Annotated in this window: 8 protein-coding genes; 1 reads left to right on the top strand and 7 read right to left on the bottom strand. The window is 62.2% G+C overall.

Annotated features, from left to right (window positions below; genetic code table 11):
* Positions 1-78: 78 nt before the first annotated feature.
* The 4 genes from ACK8OE_RS00345 to ACK8OE_RS00360 all read right to left on the bottom strand — a co-directional run bounded on the left by ACK8OE_RS00345 (position 79) and on the right by ACK8OE_RS00360 (position 6,312).
* Positions 79-2,982 carry a TonB-dependent receptor gene (locus ACK8OE_RS00345; RefSeq protein WP_410270926.1) on the bottom strand — a complete coding sequence of 968 codons (2,904 nt, stop codon included), beginning with the start codon at positions 2,980-2,982 and terminating at the stop codon, positions 79-81.
* A 152-nt stretch (positions 2,983-3,134) separates the two neighbouring features.
* Positions 3,135-4,103 (bottom strand): FecR family protein, encoded by a 969-nt coding sequence (locus tag ACK8OE_RS00350; protein ID WP_410270927.1) that lies wholly within the window; start codon positions 4,101-4,103, stop codon positions 3,135-3,137.
* Positions 4,090-4,659, bottom strand: coding sequence for an RNA polymerase sigma factor (locus tag ACK8OE_RS00355; RefSeq protein WP_410270928.1), 570 nt, complete (start codon positions 4,657-4,659; stop codon positions 4,090-4,092). Before ACK8OE_RS00355 ends, ACK8OE_RS00350 begins: the two co-directional genes overlap by 14 nt.
* 273 nt (positions 4,660-4,932) lie before the next feature.
* Positions 4,933-6,312, bottom strand: coding sequence for an arabinogalactan endo-beta-1,4-galactanase (locus ACK8OE_RS00360; protein ID WP_410270929.1), 1,380 nt, complete (start codon positions 6,310-6,312; stop codon positions 4,933-4,935).
* Positions 6,313-6,453: 141 nt separating this feature from the next.
* Between ACK8OE_RS00360 and ACK8OE_RS00365 the strand changes: the two genes are divergently transcribed.
* Positions 6,454-9,699, top strand: coding sequence for a PAS domain-containing protein (locus ACK8OE_RS00365; RefSeq protein ID WP_410270930.1), 3,246 nt, complete (start codon positions 6,454-6,456; stop codon positions 9,697-9,699).
* 40 nt (positions 9,700-9,739) lie between these two features.
* Here ACK8OE_RS00365 and ligD read toward each other — a convergent pair whose 3' ends face one another.
* The 3 genes from ligD to ACK8OE_RS00380 form a co-directional block, all read right to left on the bottom strand.
* On the bottom strand, positions 9,740-12,283 hold the full coding sequence (ligD, locus tag ACK8OE_RS00370) for a DNA ligase D (protein WP_410270931.1): 2,544 nt from the start codon (positions 12,281-12,283) through the stop codon (positions 9,740-9,742).
* Positions 12,284-13,156, bottom strand: coding sequence for a Ku protein (locus tag ACK8OE_RS00375; RefSeq protein WP_290797631.1), 873 nt, complete (start codon positions 13,154-13,156; stop codon positions 12,284-12,286).
* 86 nt (positions 13,157-13,242) lie between these two features.
* Entirely contained in the window at positions 13,243-14,130 is an 888-nt protein-coding gene (locus ACK8OE_RS00380) for an ROK family protein (RefSeq protein ID WP_410270932.1), read from the bottom strand.

Consider the following 14,130-nt stretch of genomic DNA (forward strand, 5'->3'; position numbering starts at 1 on the left):
CTGGTTTTGAAATTATCTTACAAATAAAAAAGCCGGGTCTTCAAGCGAAAACCCGGCCCCTAAAGTCTCTGAAATCGATTAGAATTTGTACGTCAGATCGAACAGGAAGCGACGGCCATAATAGGACATGTCGCCCACGCGGTTTGACTTATAGTCTGTATAGACCTTCATCGGCGTATCCAGCAGGTTGCCCGCCTGGAAGCGCAGCGAGACGCTGGAGTTGATATTATAGCCCGCGGAGAAGTCGAGCGTCGTTTCCGGCATCACGCGCACCAGATTGGTCGAATCCCAGCCGAGGATGGCGGTGTATTCCGAATGGTACTTGGCCCCCAGACGCGCTTCGAACTTCTTGTCCGAATACCACAGGTCAAGAATGGCCGTGGTATCGGCCACGCCGTTCATCGGCAGCGGGTTACCCGCCGGGACGAATTCCTTGATGTTGGAATTGACCAGAGCCAGGTTGGAATAGATGCCAAAGCGGTCCAGCCACGACACATTCGGCAAGAAGGTGTCGAACGGCGTCTGGAAGGTGAATTCGACGCCCGAAATGAAGCCGCCCTTGCTCGAATTGATCGGCGAGGTCAGGGTATAGACATTGCCGTTGATCGTTTCGGTGCGCTGGTTATAGCCGACATAGTTCTTGACGTTCTTGTAATAGCCCGCCACCGCGAACAGCGAGTCCGGACGGAAGTAGTATTCATAAGAGGCGTCGATCTGATCGGCCTCAAACGGCTTCAGATAGGGGTTGCCGGCCGAACCCGTATAGGGGGCCGAGGTCGAGATGGCGCGGTTGGCCTTCAGTTCGTTCAGCGGCGCGCGCGACATGACGCGGGCCAGACCGAGTTTCAGGAAGCCATTGTCGATCACCTGCACCTTGACCGAAGCCGAGGGCAGGACCTTGGTGTAGCTGACGCCGCCCGTGGTGGGGGTCAGGGTCACGCGCTCGACCCAGTTGCCGGGCGTGGCTTCGACCCAGACGCTGGTGCGCGAGTCGCCAGACGACTGGCTATCGACATTGACGACCCTCAGGCCGACATTACCCGTGACCGGAGCGTCGATGAAGGTCGAGGCGAAATTGCCCTGCACATAGGCTTCGCCAACCTTTTCCGAGACTTCGGAATTGTAGGCGATCTGATCCGGCGACAGGCTGAAGGCGTTGGGACCGTAGAGCCTGACGCGCAGGGCGTCGAAATCGCCCTTCAACATGGCCGGAACGTTAAAATTCTCCAGCTTATAGGCCGTCAGGGTCGAGGCGTTGATGCTGGCCGTAACGGGGCCGGCTGCCTGAGTATAGCCGGTGGCTTCGGACTTGGTGCGGTCGGCATAGCGGGCGCCGAACTGTAGCGACGTCCAGAAGTCACCGCCGAAGTCGCGGCGGAAATCGAGCTGACCAGACGTCAGTTCGTCCTTGACCTTACCCACATCATTGGTCCCGGCCACGGTGGACAGGGTGGCCGTCTCCGGCTGTTGCGTGACGGTGATGAACGGGTCTTCGCTCAAAAGCCACGTCATGCTGGACGGATAATATTCCATCTTGATGGCGCGCCAGGTGTTTTCACGCTCGGCATTCGAGTAGGAAAGATCGGCGGTGACGGTCCACTTTTCGCTGGTCCACTTGCCGTTCAGACCGGTGACCAGCAGCGACTTGTCTTCGGCATAGCGTGCCACAACCGGCATCAGACGCGACCACGCGGTCGTCGCCCCGACCAGATCGCCATTGACGATGACCGGATTGCTGAAGCTGCCCGTATTGCCACCGGCCCAGTTGCCCCAGTTGTTTTCGCCGTACCAGGTCTGGTTCTGGTCTTCCTTGATCTTGTACTTCGAATAGAGCAGATCGTAGGTCAGTTCGAACTGCGCGTTCGGACGGTATTGCGCCCCCAGCGAGGCCGAATAGCGATCGGCATCAAGGAACTTGGCTTCGGACCCCGCGCCCCACGGCGTCGGCACCTTGGGGCCGCCCGCGACGACCGGGCCGGTCGAGTTACCGGCGCGGATCGAGTCGTCGTTGAAGCCCCAGCCGCGGAAGCTCTCATAGCCGTTCTTCTGCTTCTGACCCGTCAGGCCGATAACGAAGGCGAACTGGTCATTGACCTTTTTCACCCATGAGCCAGAGGCGCGCCAGCCCAGACCGTCATAACCCGGAAACGCTTTGCCGCCGTCGTAATAGACGGCCCCTGCGCGGGCCACGAACTGCGGCCCCGAATAGGCGAGGGGACGGATGGTTTGCAGATCGACCGTGCCCGAAATGCCGCCCGACAGGAGACGCGCTTCGGAGGACTTATAGACAGCAGCCCCGGCGACCACTTCGGAAGGATAGATTTCCCAGCGGACGTTGCGGTCGGGCTCGGAGGTCGCCACTTCGCGGCCATTGACCGTGCCCAGCACCATGCGCGGGCCGATGCCACGGATCGAGGCCTGACTGTCATTGCCACGGTCGCGCGAGGTGGTGACACCCGGCAGGCGCGCCAGAGATTCGGCGATGGTGACGTCGGGCAGTACGCCGATTTCCTTGGCCGAGATAAATTCGGCGACCCCGGCGCTGGAACGCTTCTGGTCGATGGCGTCGCGCAGCGACTTGCGGATACCGACGACCGTCACCTCTTCCGGCTCATCGGCGGGGGCTTCGGCCTGTGCGGTGTCGGCGGTGCGTTCGATGCTGGCGGCAGAGGCGCGCACCAGAACCGCAGCTCGGCCATCGTTTGATTTGAGGCTGAGGCCGGTGCCGCTGATCAGTTGGATCAGGGCCTTATCAACGGGCAGCGTGCCTTCAACGGCGTTGGTGCGTAGGCCATTGAGGTCATCGGCGCTGGCCAGCACCTGAAGGCCGGACTGCTGGGCGAAGGCCTGCACGCCCTTGGCGGCGGGTTGCGCAGGGATGGCGAAGGCCTTGTTTTGCGCAAAGGCAGGGGCGCTATAGGCGGCGCTGACGCTCAGCGCGGCAATCAGGGCGGCTCGTGAGGCACCGGAGAACTGGATCATTGTGGTGTTTCCCGTAGGACCGCGCCGTGGAGTGGGACTGCGGTTGCTTTTTATCGGGTGTGCCGGTCTGGCGGCAGTCACCCCTCCTGTTATCCAAGATGAAGCCCGAAACGCTTTCCGCCGCCTCATTCGATATTTTTATCTTATTTATTTTATTCCGTGCCGATGACGATGCGCGTGTCGTCGATGCGCACCGGCACGTCGAGCGCCAGATGCACCGAGCGGGCAAAGGTGTCCGGCTGATCGGCGCGGAACCAGCCCACCAGCTTCTCGTCCCCCAGCGCCGGATCGGCAATCACGATCTTGCGGCTGTTGTAGCGGTTGAACTCAGCGGCGGCGTGGGTCAGGCTGTCATTATCGAGCGCGATCTGCCCCTCGCGCCACGCCAGACGACGATCCACGGTTTCGGGAGCGTATTCCGCGCGGATCGGCTGCGGCGCATAGGGCACAAAGACCCGGCCCCCGGCTTCAAGACGTGTAGGGGTGTCCGGTGCCTGTGTGTTCCACACCTCGACCACGCCCTCGCTGACCATGACCTCGGCCCCGTCGGGGTAGCGGCGCACGCCAAACGCCGTGCCGACCGCGCGGGCGCGTACCGTATCGGCTTCGACCACAAAGGGGCGGGTCTTGTCCTTGGCGACCTGAAACCACGCCTCGCCACGGATCAGGCGGATGTCGCGGCGTTTGGCCCCCAGCGCGACATCGAGCGTGGTATCGGTATTGACGCTGGCGATGCTTTGGTCTTTCAGCGGCACCTTGCGCAGTTCACCCACCTCGGTCTGAAGCCGCTGATGGGTCAATGCGGGCAGGATCAGGGCCGCGCCGGCAACCGACGCCGCGATCAGGCCGCCCCCGGCCAGCCATTGGCGACGGGTGAGGGTAGGCGGGCGGGGAGCCAAGGCCCGAAAAGGAGACGTATGGACCGTATCGGCGGCGATGCCTGCGCCCATTACGCTGGCGCGATCCAGCATGGCCCAGGCGGCTTCGGCGCGGAAAAAGGCGCCCTGACGCCGCGTATCGGCCGCCAGCCACGCCTCAAGCGCGGCCTGATCGGCCTCATCCCAGCGCCCGGCGGCGCGCGCCGCTATGTAGGCCGCAGCCTGTTCGTCAATGGCCGACATGCCGGGTCCGGGTGGGTTGCATCGGCACCAGAGCGGGCGCATCGCCTTCGGCGACCTGCTTTAGGATCAGGGTGAGGCCGCGTGCCGTTTCCTTTTCCACCACGTTCTCGCTGAGGCCCAGCCGCGCGGCGGTTTCGGCCTGAGACAGGCCGTGCACCTTGCGCAGCTCAAACACCGCCTTGCAACGGGCGGGCAGGCTCTCGATAAAGGCCATGACGCGCGACAACTCGCGGCGCGCCGAAACGGCCTGCTCCGGCGTGGGCGACAGATCGGCCCGGCCCAGCTCATCGAGGTTTTGAACGGTGGTGATCGACACGACGCGGTTTTTCCTGATCTGCTCCAGCATCAGATTGCGCGCCATCCGGTACAGATAGGCGCGCGGGTCGGTGATATGGGCGTAGCTGGTCTGGCGCAGCAGGCGGTAATAGACCTCCTGAACCAGATCGTCGCGCTCCGACGGCGAAAGCCCGGCGCGCGACAGCCACTGACGCATCCCCGCCTCATGCGGCAGGATATGCGTCCCGATGAAAGCCAGACGTTCGTCGTGCGCGCTCATAACAGCCCCGCCCGGCAGACGCCTCTACGGTATAAAATGCACGAGCGGCGCGTTTCCGCCGCGTCAGCGCGCTTTTTTTGGCAAAAGCCGGTTTCAATACGCACGGTGGCACTCCCTGAGTCCCCCGTCTCTCGTGATTCAGCCGGTGACGAAAACCGGTTTCCCCATTTTCGTCACCTGCCCACAGGCGGGGTTGTCTCACAGAGTAAACACGTCCGCGCGTTTTTGACCAGATAATTGTATGATAAAAGACGCGCAGACGGCGGTGTGTGATTATTTTGTCGATAGGGTCGCCACCGCAGCCTTCGCCGGCACGGTGATTTCCGAAGCTGGCGCGTCTTTCAGGGCTTCGGGCGTGGTGGCAGCCCCGGCCAGCAGGGTCGAACCGGGGCGCTGCCAACTGCGGTAGACGAACCAGCCGTTTTCGCGCGTCATCGGCACGGCCAGACCACCGGTGAAGTCGCCGCTGACGAACAGGGCCGACTGGCCTTCGTCCTTCACCTGGAAAGTCATTTCGACCGGATAGATGTAATCGGCCTTAGGCCAGTCCAGCGCCGGCAGGGCCTTGCCCGCAAAGTCGAAGAAGGTGGCGTTTTCCCAGTTGGAGCCGCTGCCCCAGCGCGTTTTGCACTTCGTGGACACCCACGCCGGTTCCCAATAGACAACGCCCGCGCCGCCATTGTCGAGCGTCAGTTGCATCAGGTCGTGCAGGTAGCGCGCCTGACCTTCGGGCGAAAAGCCATAGGCGGGGAAGGTCGAATCTTCGCCCATCAGATTGACGTTTTCGTCCATATGCTTGTCGGTATAGGGATAGGCGGTTTCGACCACCACAATATCCTTACCCGGATAGGTGTGGCGCAGGCGATTGATAACCGCCCCAAGGCCCGCCATGTCCATTTTCGACCACTTTTTATAATAGCTGATGCCGATCAGGTCATAGCCTTCGATCCCGGCTTTGGTCGCCTTGAGGAACCAGCCCTCGACGTTTTCCGGCTGAGCGATGTGCAGCATGATGCGCGGCGTCTTGCCCGCCTTGAGGCCTGCGTCCTTTACGGCGCGGATACCGGCATTGAACAGGCGGGCATTGCGTTCCCAGTTGATCGGCTTGACCGGATCGCCCTGTTTCCACGTCACCGAGCCCATCATCTCGCCATTGGTTTCATTGCCGACCTGAACCTGATCCGGCATCAGCCCTTGCGCGTTGAGGGTCATCAGCGTGTCGTAGGTGAATTTATACAGGGCTTCGACCTGCTGATCGGTGCTGAGATGGGCCCAGGCGGCGGGTACCAGTTGCTTGTCGCCATCGGCCCAGTCATCGGAATAGTGGAAGTCGAGCAGGACGGGCAGACCGGCGGCCCTGGCCCGTTTCATGGCCCTGGTCACGTCGGCGAGATTGGAATAGGGCGTCCATTTGGGATCATTCCACAGGCGCAGGCGCACCAGATTGGCCCCGGACGACTTGAACAGCGCATAGACGTCTTCTGGCTTGCCGTCGCGGCTGTAGGAAGCGCCGCAATCCTCCATCTCATTCACATAGGACAGGTCGCTGCCGAAATAGTAGGCGCGGCCTTCACGGGCCTCGGCGGCGGGCAGTGTACCCAGCATCAGCAGCAGGGCGGCGGGCAGGGCGCGAAGCGGGTGGGCAAGGGGCATGAGAAACTCCAGAAAGGACTGTCCCTAACCAAGATGAAGCGCGCGGTCTTTTCCGCCGCTGCGAGTCACATAGCAATTATTGAAAACTTATACTCTGGCGTTTAGCCATGGGGCCTGCTGGCTCTGTTCCCCAAGGTTTCCATGTCCGCCCGTGATGACGCACGCTTTGCGCCCCTATCCGCTGGCGGCTATGCCCGCAGTCTGTTGTCCATCGGCGGGGCGTGCGGACGCCTGATTGCAGAAAAAGACTGGTCGCAGAGCGAACTGGGCGGCATCGAAACGTGGCCGGCCTGCCTGAAGACCTGCGTCAGCCTGATCGTCGCCTCGCACGTGCCTATGGCCGTGTTGTGGGGTGAAGCGGGGATATTGCTGTATAATGACGGCTATGCGCAGATTGCGGCCGGCAAACATCCGCAAATCCTCGGCATGGGAGCGCGCGAAGCGTGGCCGGAGGCGTCAGACTTCAACGATAATGTTGTGCGGACCGGGCTGGCGGGTCAGACACTGGCCTATCGCGATTTGCATTTTGAACTCAACCGGTCGGGACAGCCGGAACAAATCTGGTTTGATATCGACTATTCGCCGGTGCGCGATGAGGGCGGAAGCCCGGCCGGTATTCTGGCCATCGTGGTCGAAACAACGCGCAAGGTTCTGGCGGAACGCGCCGCCACCGCCGAGCGTGAAAGTCAGGCGCGGTCATTGCGCCACATGCCGGGTTTTGTGGCGACGCTGGAAGGGCCGGACCACGTCTTTACCTATGTCAACGAGGCCTATCGCACCATTGCCGGTGAGCGCGACTATATTGGGCACAGTGTGCGTCAGGTGTTCCCGGAACTGGCGGCGCAGGGGTTCTATGAGTTGCTGGATGAGGTTTACCGCAGCGGGCAGCCTTTTGTGTCGCGCAGCTTTCCGGTCAATCTCTCCAACCAGAGCGAGACGCGCTATATTGATTTCATCTATCAGCCCGTCTTCGACGACAAGGGTGCGGTGACGGGCATCTTCGTCGGTGGCTATGATGTGACGGAGCACAAGCGCGCCGAAGACGCCCTGAAGGCGCTCAATGCCACGCTGGAAGACCGGGTGACGCACGCTCTTTCCGAGCGCAAGATTCTGGCCGATGTGGTCGAAGCGACCGAAGCCTTTATCCACGTCATCGACACCGACTATAACTGGCGCGCTATTAATCGCGCCACCGTTGCCGAGTTTCAGCGTCTGTTCGGCATTACGCCGCGCGTTGGCGACAACCTGCTGGAACGGCTGGCCGATCACCCCGACGCGGTGACCCATGTGCGGGCCCTGTGGGATCAGGCGTTGGCGGGTGAATCCGTACTCACGATAGAAGAGTTTGGCGAAGAGACTGTCGGACGGTACGCCTATGAAATCCGCGCCGCCCCGCTATACGGGCTCGATGGCGAGATTATCGGCGCCTATCAGTTTGCCTATGACGTCACGCAGCGTCTGGAGCAGGACGTCCTCCTGCTGCAAACCGTGCGCGAACTGGAGGAGCGCGACCGGCTGTGGTCCCTGTCGCAGGACCCGTTCCTGATTACCGACAGCGAAGGCCGCTGGCTGAAGGTCAGCGCCGCCTGGACCCGGCTGCTGGGCTGGACGGCCGAAGACCTGATCGGTCAGACCGCCCAGTGGCTTGAACACCCCGACGATCACGAAACGACGCGCACACAACTGCGCTCTCTGGCGGCGGGCGGCAGTACGTGGCGCTTTGAAAACCGGCTGCGTGATCGCGACGGCCAGTATCGGACCTTTTCGTGGACAGCGAACGAAGAAAACGGCCTTGTCTATTGCGTGGCGCGCGACATTAGCGACGACATCCGGCGCGCCCGCGAACTGGAAGACAGCCGCGATTTTGCCCGTCTGGCACTGGGGGCCGTCGATGGCATCGGCGTGTGGACCTATGATGTGGCCAGCGACCTCTTCCATTACGATGAGGGCATTGCCAGCGTCTATGCGCTCGATCCCAAAGCGGGCGTGAGCGGCGTCAGCCGCAAGGTGTTTCTCTCTAACGTGCATCCCGATGACCGGGCGGCCTTGCGCACAACTATGGCCGAAGGCCTGGCCCGTCACGGCGATATCGAACTGGAATACCGCCTGATCCACCCGGATGGCTCGCTGCACTGGGTATTGTCGCGCGGCCATACCTATTTCGAGAACGGCAAGGCGGTGCGCCGCACGGGCGTCGGTATCGACGTGACGGCCAAGCGTCAGCTTGAGGAGCAGTTGCGGCAGTCGCAGAAAATGGAAGCCGTGGGTCAGCTAACCGGTGGTATTGCTCATGATTTCAATAATATGCTGGCCGTTGTTATGGGATCGCTTGAACTGCTCAACCGCCGTATCGGCACCGAAGACGTGCGTGCCCGCCACTATGTGACGCAGGGTCTGGAGGGGGCCAAGCGTGCTGCCAACCTGACCCAGCGCCTGTTGGCCTTTTCGCGTCAGCAGCCGCTGCGGCCCGAAATGGTCAATGTCAATCGGCTGGTGGGGGGTATGTCGGAGTTGCTGGCCCATTCGCTGGGCGGGGCCATTCAGCTTGAGACCGTGCTGGCCGCCGGAGCGTGGCCAGTGCACGTCGATCCCAACCAGTTAGAAAACGTCCTGCTTAATCTGGGGGTCAATGCCCGCGATGCCATGCCCGACGGCGGGCGACTGACCATCGAAACCCAGAACGCCCACCTCGATTCGCGCTATGTGGCCGAAGAGATTGGCGTGGCGACCGGTCAGTATGTGCTGATCGCTGTTACCGATACGGGGTGCGGGATGCCGCCGGACGTCATCGCCCGTGCCTTCGATCCCTTTTTTACCACCAAGGGCGTCGGCAAGGGGACCGGGCTGGGCCTCAGTCAGGTCTATGGCTTCGTCAAGCAGTCGAACGGCCACGTCCGCATCTATTCGGAGCCGGGGCAGGGCACGACGGTCAAGATCTATCTGCCGCGCCTGACTGGTGTGGATGTGGTCGCGCCTGACAACGGGCCGTCCGAGGGTGTGCTTTTGCCGGGGGAAGCGCGCGATGTCATTCTGGTGGTCGATGATGAAGCCGTGGTGCGCCGCTTTAGCTGCGATGCCCTGACCGAGTTGGGCTACCGCGTGCTGGAGGCCGACTCGGCGGCGGCGGCGTTGCGGCTACTGGACGCCCATCCGGAAATCCGGCTGCTGTTTACCGACATCGTGATGCCGGAAATCAATGGCCGCAAGCTGGCCGATGCGGCCCAGAAGGCGCGCCCTGATCTGAAAGTCCTCTTTACCTCGGGCTATACGCGCAATGCTGTTGTGCACAATGGCGTGGTCGATGCCGGGGTCGAACTGATCGGCAAACCGTTCAGTATCGAGGAACTGGCGGCGCGCGTGCGTGAAATGCTGGACCGCAAGGTTTAGCAGAGGCCCGCGGCGGAGAGCGAATAGCTATATCTGGGGCCTATAAAATCTTCAGCGCTTTCAGAATGTCGGACGACAGCCGCTGATGCAGTCGAGTCATATCGTCCCACGGATCGGCCTTGCGCCGTTTGAGATGGGCAGGTGCGTTCTCCAGCGTAAAGCCCGCCGGATCGAGGTCGGGGCTAAGCGCCTCCCACTCTATCGGCATGGCCACGGGCGCACCGGGACGCGCGCGCAGCGCATAGGGGGCCACGGCCGTGGCAGTGTGGTCATTGCGCAGATAATCGACAAAAATCCGGCCTTTACGCTTGGCTTTTGAGGCCTGCGCCACAAAGCGTTGCGGGCTGTCGTGCGCCATGGATTCGGCCACGGCGCGCGTAAAGGCCTTGATGGCGTCCCAGTCGTGTTCAGGCTGAATGGGAATGACCACGTGGAGGCCCTTACCCCCCGTGGTTTTGAGGAAGCTCCGGAGGTCGAACTCGGCCATGCGTTCGCCGACCTCCGCCGCCCCGGCCACCACGTCGGCCCAGTCCGCTTCGGGATCGGGGTCGAGATCGAAAATCAGGCGGTCGGGACGGTCGGGCGTGGCGGCCATGCAGCCCCAGGGGTGAATCTCCATCACGCCCCATTGGGTCAGGCTGATCAGGCCGCGCTCGTCTTCGATCATTACATAGTCGTCTTCGCGGCCATTGACCTGAATACCGGTATCTTTGACGTGTGGGATGGTAGCCTGGGTGAGGTGGCGCTGAAAAAAGCACTGTCCGCCAATACCTTCCGGGCAGCGGATCATCGAGATGGGACGCCCGGCAATGTGCGGCAGTATGTGGTCGGCGACGCTGAGATAATACTCAGCCACGTCCTTCTTGGTGATATCCGTGCCCGGAAAGACGACACGGTCTGGCGACGAGATGGTGACGCCACCGACCTCGTCTTTTGCGGATGTTTTCGACACCGGCGCGCGGCGTTTGGGCTCGCGCGCCGCGGGTACGTCTTTGGCTTTGCGCACTTCGGTTGGGCTGAGCGGGCGATCGCGGTGGATGTCCTGCGCAGGCTTGTCTTCACGCAGGCCTTGAAACGACGGGTGGCGCAGGCGGCCATCGGAGGTCCATTCGCCGAACTGCACCTCGGCCACAAGGTGCGGCGCTACCCAATGCGCCCCGCGTTTAAATTCTGGCGGAATGTCACTGAACGGATTATCTTTTTGAGCAATCAGCTCTAGCCTGCGGCGCAGGTCGATGGCGCTGTCGTGGGTAAAGCCCGTCCCCACCTTACCGGCATAGGTCAGGTGGCCCGCCTCATAATAGCCGATCAGCAAAGCCCCAATCCCCTTGCCGCCAGCCTTGGGCAGGGTGAAGCCACCGATGACAAATTCCTGCCGCTTGTGGCACTTGACCTTCAGCCACGCGCGATGGCGCCCGGAGCGGTAAGGGGCATCGGCGCGTTTGCAAATCAGGCCCTCCTGATCCAGCGCACACAGCCGGTCTTTTAGGTCAGCGGCGTCCTTCGTGAAGTGTTCGCTATAGTGAATACGTCCGCCGAAATCATTGTCTTTACACAGTTTTTTTAATTTAGCCTTACGTTCTACCAGTGGGAGATCACGCAGGTCCTCGCCATCCAAATGCAGCAGATCGAAGACATAATATTGCAGCGGCACATCGGTTTCACCGGACAGGGTGGCCTGCAGGCTCTTGAAATCCGCGCGGCCTCCTTCGTTCACGGTGACGATTTCGCCGTCCAGTACGGCGCTGGTGACCGGCATCTGCGCCAGACAGTCGGGCAGGGGCCGGAACCGGTGCGTCCAGTCGAGGCCCGTGCGCGTCAGAAGCCGCACCTCGCCATTTTCGATCAGGGCCTGCGTGCGGTAGCCGTCGAACTTGATCTCATGCACCCAATCCTTGCCCTTGGGCAGGGCGACGGCGAGCGTCGCCAGCGCCGGCTCTATAAAATCAAGTATGGATTCGATCTTCTGGCGTTTGGGTGGCGCGTCCTTCGGTCGTGATCGCCACTCGCTGTGCGTATTGGCGGCGATCTCTTCCATGCGGCGTCCCGTGGTGATGCTGGTCGCCTGCGTCTCAAGCCACGCCTCGGCCGCATCCTCGCGCGCCGCCGCATCGTCGTGCTTGATCAACAGCCAGTTGGCGCGACCACGATCCTGTGGTCGCGGCTTCATACGCACCAGCGCCCATTCGCCGCTGAGCCGTTTGCCGTGCAGTCGAAATTTGAGATTGCCCGCCTTCAGCCCCTTATGCGGGTCGTCCAGCGGTTCCCACGTGCCTTCGTCCCACATCATCACCGTCCCGCCGCCGTACTGGCCCTTGGGAATGGTGCCCTCAAACGTGCCATAGGCGACAGGATGATCCTCCACCTCGACCGCCAGCCGCTTGTCCTGCGGGTTGAGGCTGGGGCCGCGCGTCACCGCCCACGATTTCAGCACGCCGTCCAGTTCCAGCCGGAAATCGTAGTGCAGGCGCGTGGCATCGTGCTTCTGGATCAGGAAGCGGTTGCCGCCCTTGCGCCCCGGCTTGCCCTCTGGCTCGGCGGTTTTGGCAAAGTCGCGCTTCTGATTGTATAGGTCGAGACCCATCTAGCTGGCCTTCTTGCGGGCGGCCGTCTTTGCCGGGGCCTTTTTGCGTTTGGCCGGGGTTTTGCGCGCACGCTTTTCGGCCTTTGGTGGTGCCGGCTCCGGGTCTTTGAGGCTTTTGCGCAGGGCATCCATCAGGTTGATGACCTTGGCGACGGGGCGATCTTCCTCAACGGCCACCGGCTCACGGTTTTCGACCTTGGCCTCGATCAGCTCCTGCAAGGCTTCGCGGTAATGGTCGTGGAAGCGGCCCGGATCAAACTTCGCGGTCTTGCGCTTGATCAGTTCGCGCGCCAGATCGAGTTCCTCGGAGGCCGCGGCCTTTTTCGTGATGTCGTCGAAATAGGGGTCGGAATCGCGCAACTCGTCTTCATAGCGCAGGGTTTGCAGGATCAGGCCAGAGCCGCACGGGCGGATGGTGCACAGGCGCTCACGTCCGGCGATGGCCAGTTGCCCTATGCCGGTCGTCTTTGATTGCCTCAGCGCGTCGCGAATGACCGCAAAGGTCTGCTCATCGGCGTTTTTCTGCGGCGCGACGAAGTAGGGGGCGTCGAAATAGAGATCGTCAATCTCTTCGGCGGGCACGAACTGCACGATATCGAGCGTGCGCGAGGACGGGATTTTCAAATCCTTGATCTCGTCGGGCTCGATCAGAACGTATTCGCCCTTTTCGACCTCATAGCCCTTGATGATCTCGTCGCGCTCGACCTCGGTGCCGTCTTCGGTGACGTTGAGCCGGTGCACGCGCTCGCCCGTCTTGCGGTAGATTTCCTTCAGGGGAATCTGACGCGAACGGTTCAGCGCCGAATAGACATTGACGGGCAGGGTGACGAGCGACAGCCGCAGATTGCCGCTCCAGTAGGGGCGAAGCGCCATGACGGACCTCCGGATGAGGAGGCCAGCCTAAAGCCACGCCGCGTAAGGCCGCACTGCGCGGCTTTGGGGCACGCGTAAAAATGTGCTTAGTCCAACGCCCGGCGGGCCAGTTCGATCGCTCCCAGCATCCCCGCACGATCGCCCAGATGTGCGGCCTGAATATAGCGGTCCATACTGTCGGCAGACTCCAGCGCCTCCAGATAGCCATTGAGCAGCCGGTGGCAGGTCTGACGCGAGGCGTTAAGGACGGGCTCATTCAGCCCGACCCCGCCACCCACCAGAATCCGCTGGGCCGAGGTGATCAGGGCCAGATTGCAGAACAACTGCCCCAGATAGTCGCCCACCATACCCCACACGGCGTGGTCGGGCGGCAGGGTCTCGGCCTTGTGTCCCGTGCGCGCTTCGATGGCCGGGCCACAGCTTAAGCCTTCACAGCAGTCGCCGTGGAAGGGGCAATGGCCGGCATAGGTGTCGTCCGGGTGGCGGCGCACGCGGATATGCCCGGCTTCGGGGTGCAGCAGGCCGTGCACCGGCTGATCGGCGACGACCAGCCCGACGCCCAGACCCGTTCCCACCGTCACATAGACGAAGGTGTCGAGGTCTTTGGCCCCGCCCCAGCGTTTTTCACCGAGGGCCGCGCCATTGACGTCCGTATCGAGGCCGATCGGCACTTCGGGATAGGCCTCGGTCAACGGGCTCAGCAGGTCGAAACCGCTCCAGTCCGGCTTGGGCGTCTTGCGAAAGTGGCCATAGGTGGGGCTCTGGGGATTGACGTCGATGGGGCCAAAGCTGGCTATGCCAATGGCGTCGAAGGCGCGCCCCTGCGACAGGGTGTCGAGCGCCCGCAGCACCTCCGGCCACGTCTCTTGCGGGGCGCGCGTGGGAATGCGCAGGTTCTGAAGGTCGTCGGGGCCGGAACCGGCAGCGACATTGACCTTGGTACCGCCGACCTCAAGGGCTGCGAAATAGGGCAT

Origin of the sequence: Asticcacaulis sp. W401b, assembly GCF_046503825.1 — a bacterium.
Taxonomy (GTDB): domain Bacteria; phylum Pseudomonadota; class Alphaproteobacteria; order Caulobacterales; family Caulobacteraceae; genus Asticcacaulis.

Excerpts from the sequence above, each read along its gene's own strand:
- ACK8OE_RS00365 (WP_410270930.1), top strand. The coding sequence starts at position 6,454 with ATGTCCGCCCGTGATGACGCACGCTTTGCGCCCCTATCCGCTGGCGGC.
- ACK8OE_RS00345 (WP_410270926.1), bottom strand. The coding sequence starts at position 2,982 with ATGATCCAGTTCTCCGGTGCCTCACGAGCCGCCCTGATTGCCGCGCTG.
- ligD (WP_410270931.1), bottom strand. The coding sequence starts at position 12,283 with ATGGGTCTCGACCTATACAATCAGAAGCGCGACTTTGCCAAAACCGCC.
- ACK8OE_RS00380 (WP_410270932.1), bottom strand. The coding sequence starts at position 14,130 with ATGCCCTATTTCGCAGCCCTTGAGGTCGGCGGTACCAAGGTCAATGTC.
- ACK8OE_RS00375 (WP_290797631.1), bottom strand. The coding sequence starts at position 13,156 with ATGGCGCTTCGCCCCTACTGGAGCGGCAATCTGCGGCTGTCGCTCGTC.
- ACK8OE_RS00360 (WP_410270929.1), bottom strand. The coding sequence starts at position 6,312 with ATGCCCCTTGCCCACCCGCTTCGCGCCCTGCCCGCCGCCCTGCTGCTG.
- ACK8OE_RS00350 (WP_410270927.1), bottom strand. The coding sequence starts at position 4,103 with ATGTCGGCCATTGACGAACAGGCTGCGGCCTACATAGCGGCGCGCGCC.
- ACK8OE_RS00355 (WP_410270928.1), bottom strand. The coding sequence starts at position 4,659 with ATGAGCGCGCACGACGAACGTCTGGCTTTCATCGGGACGCATATCCTG.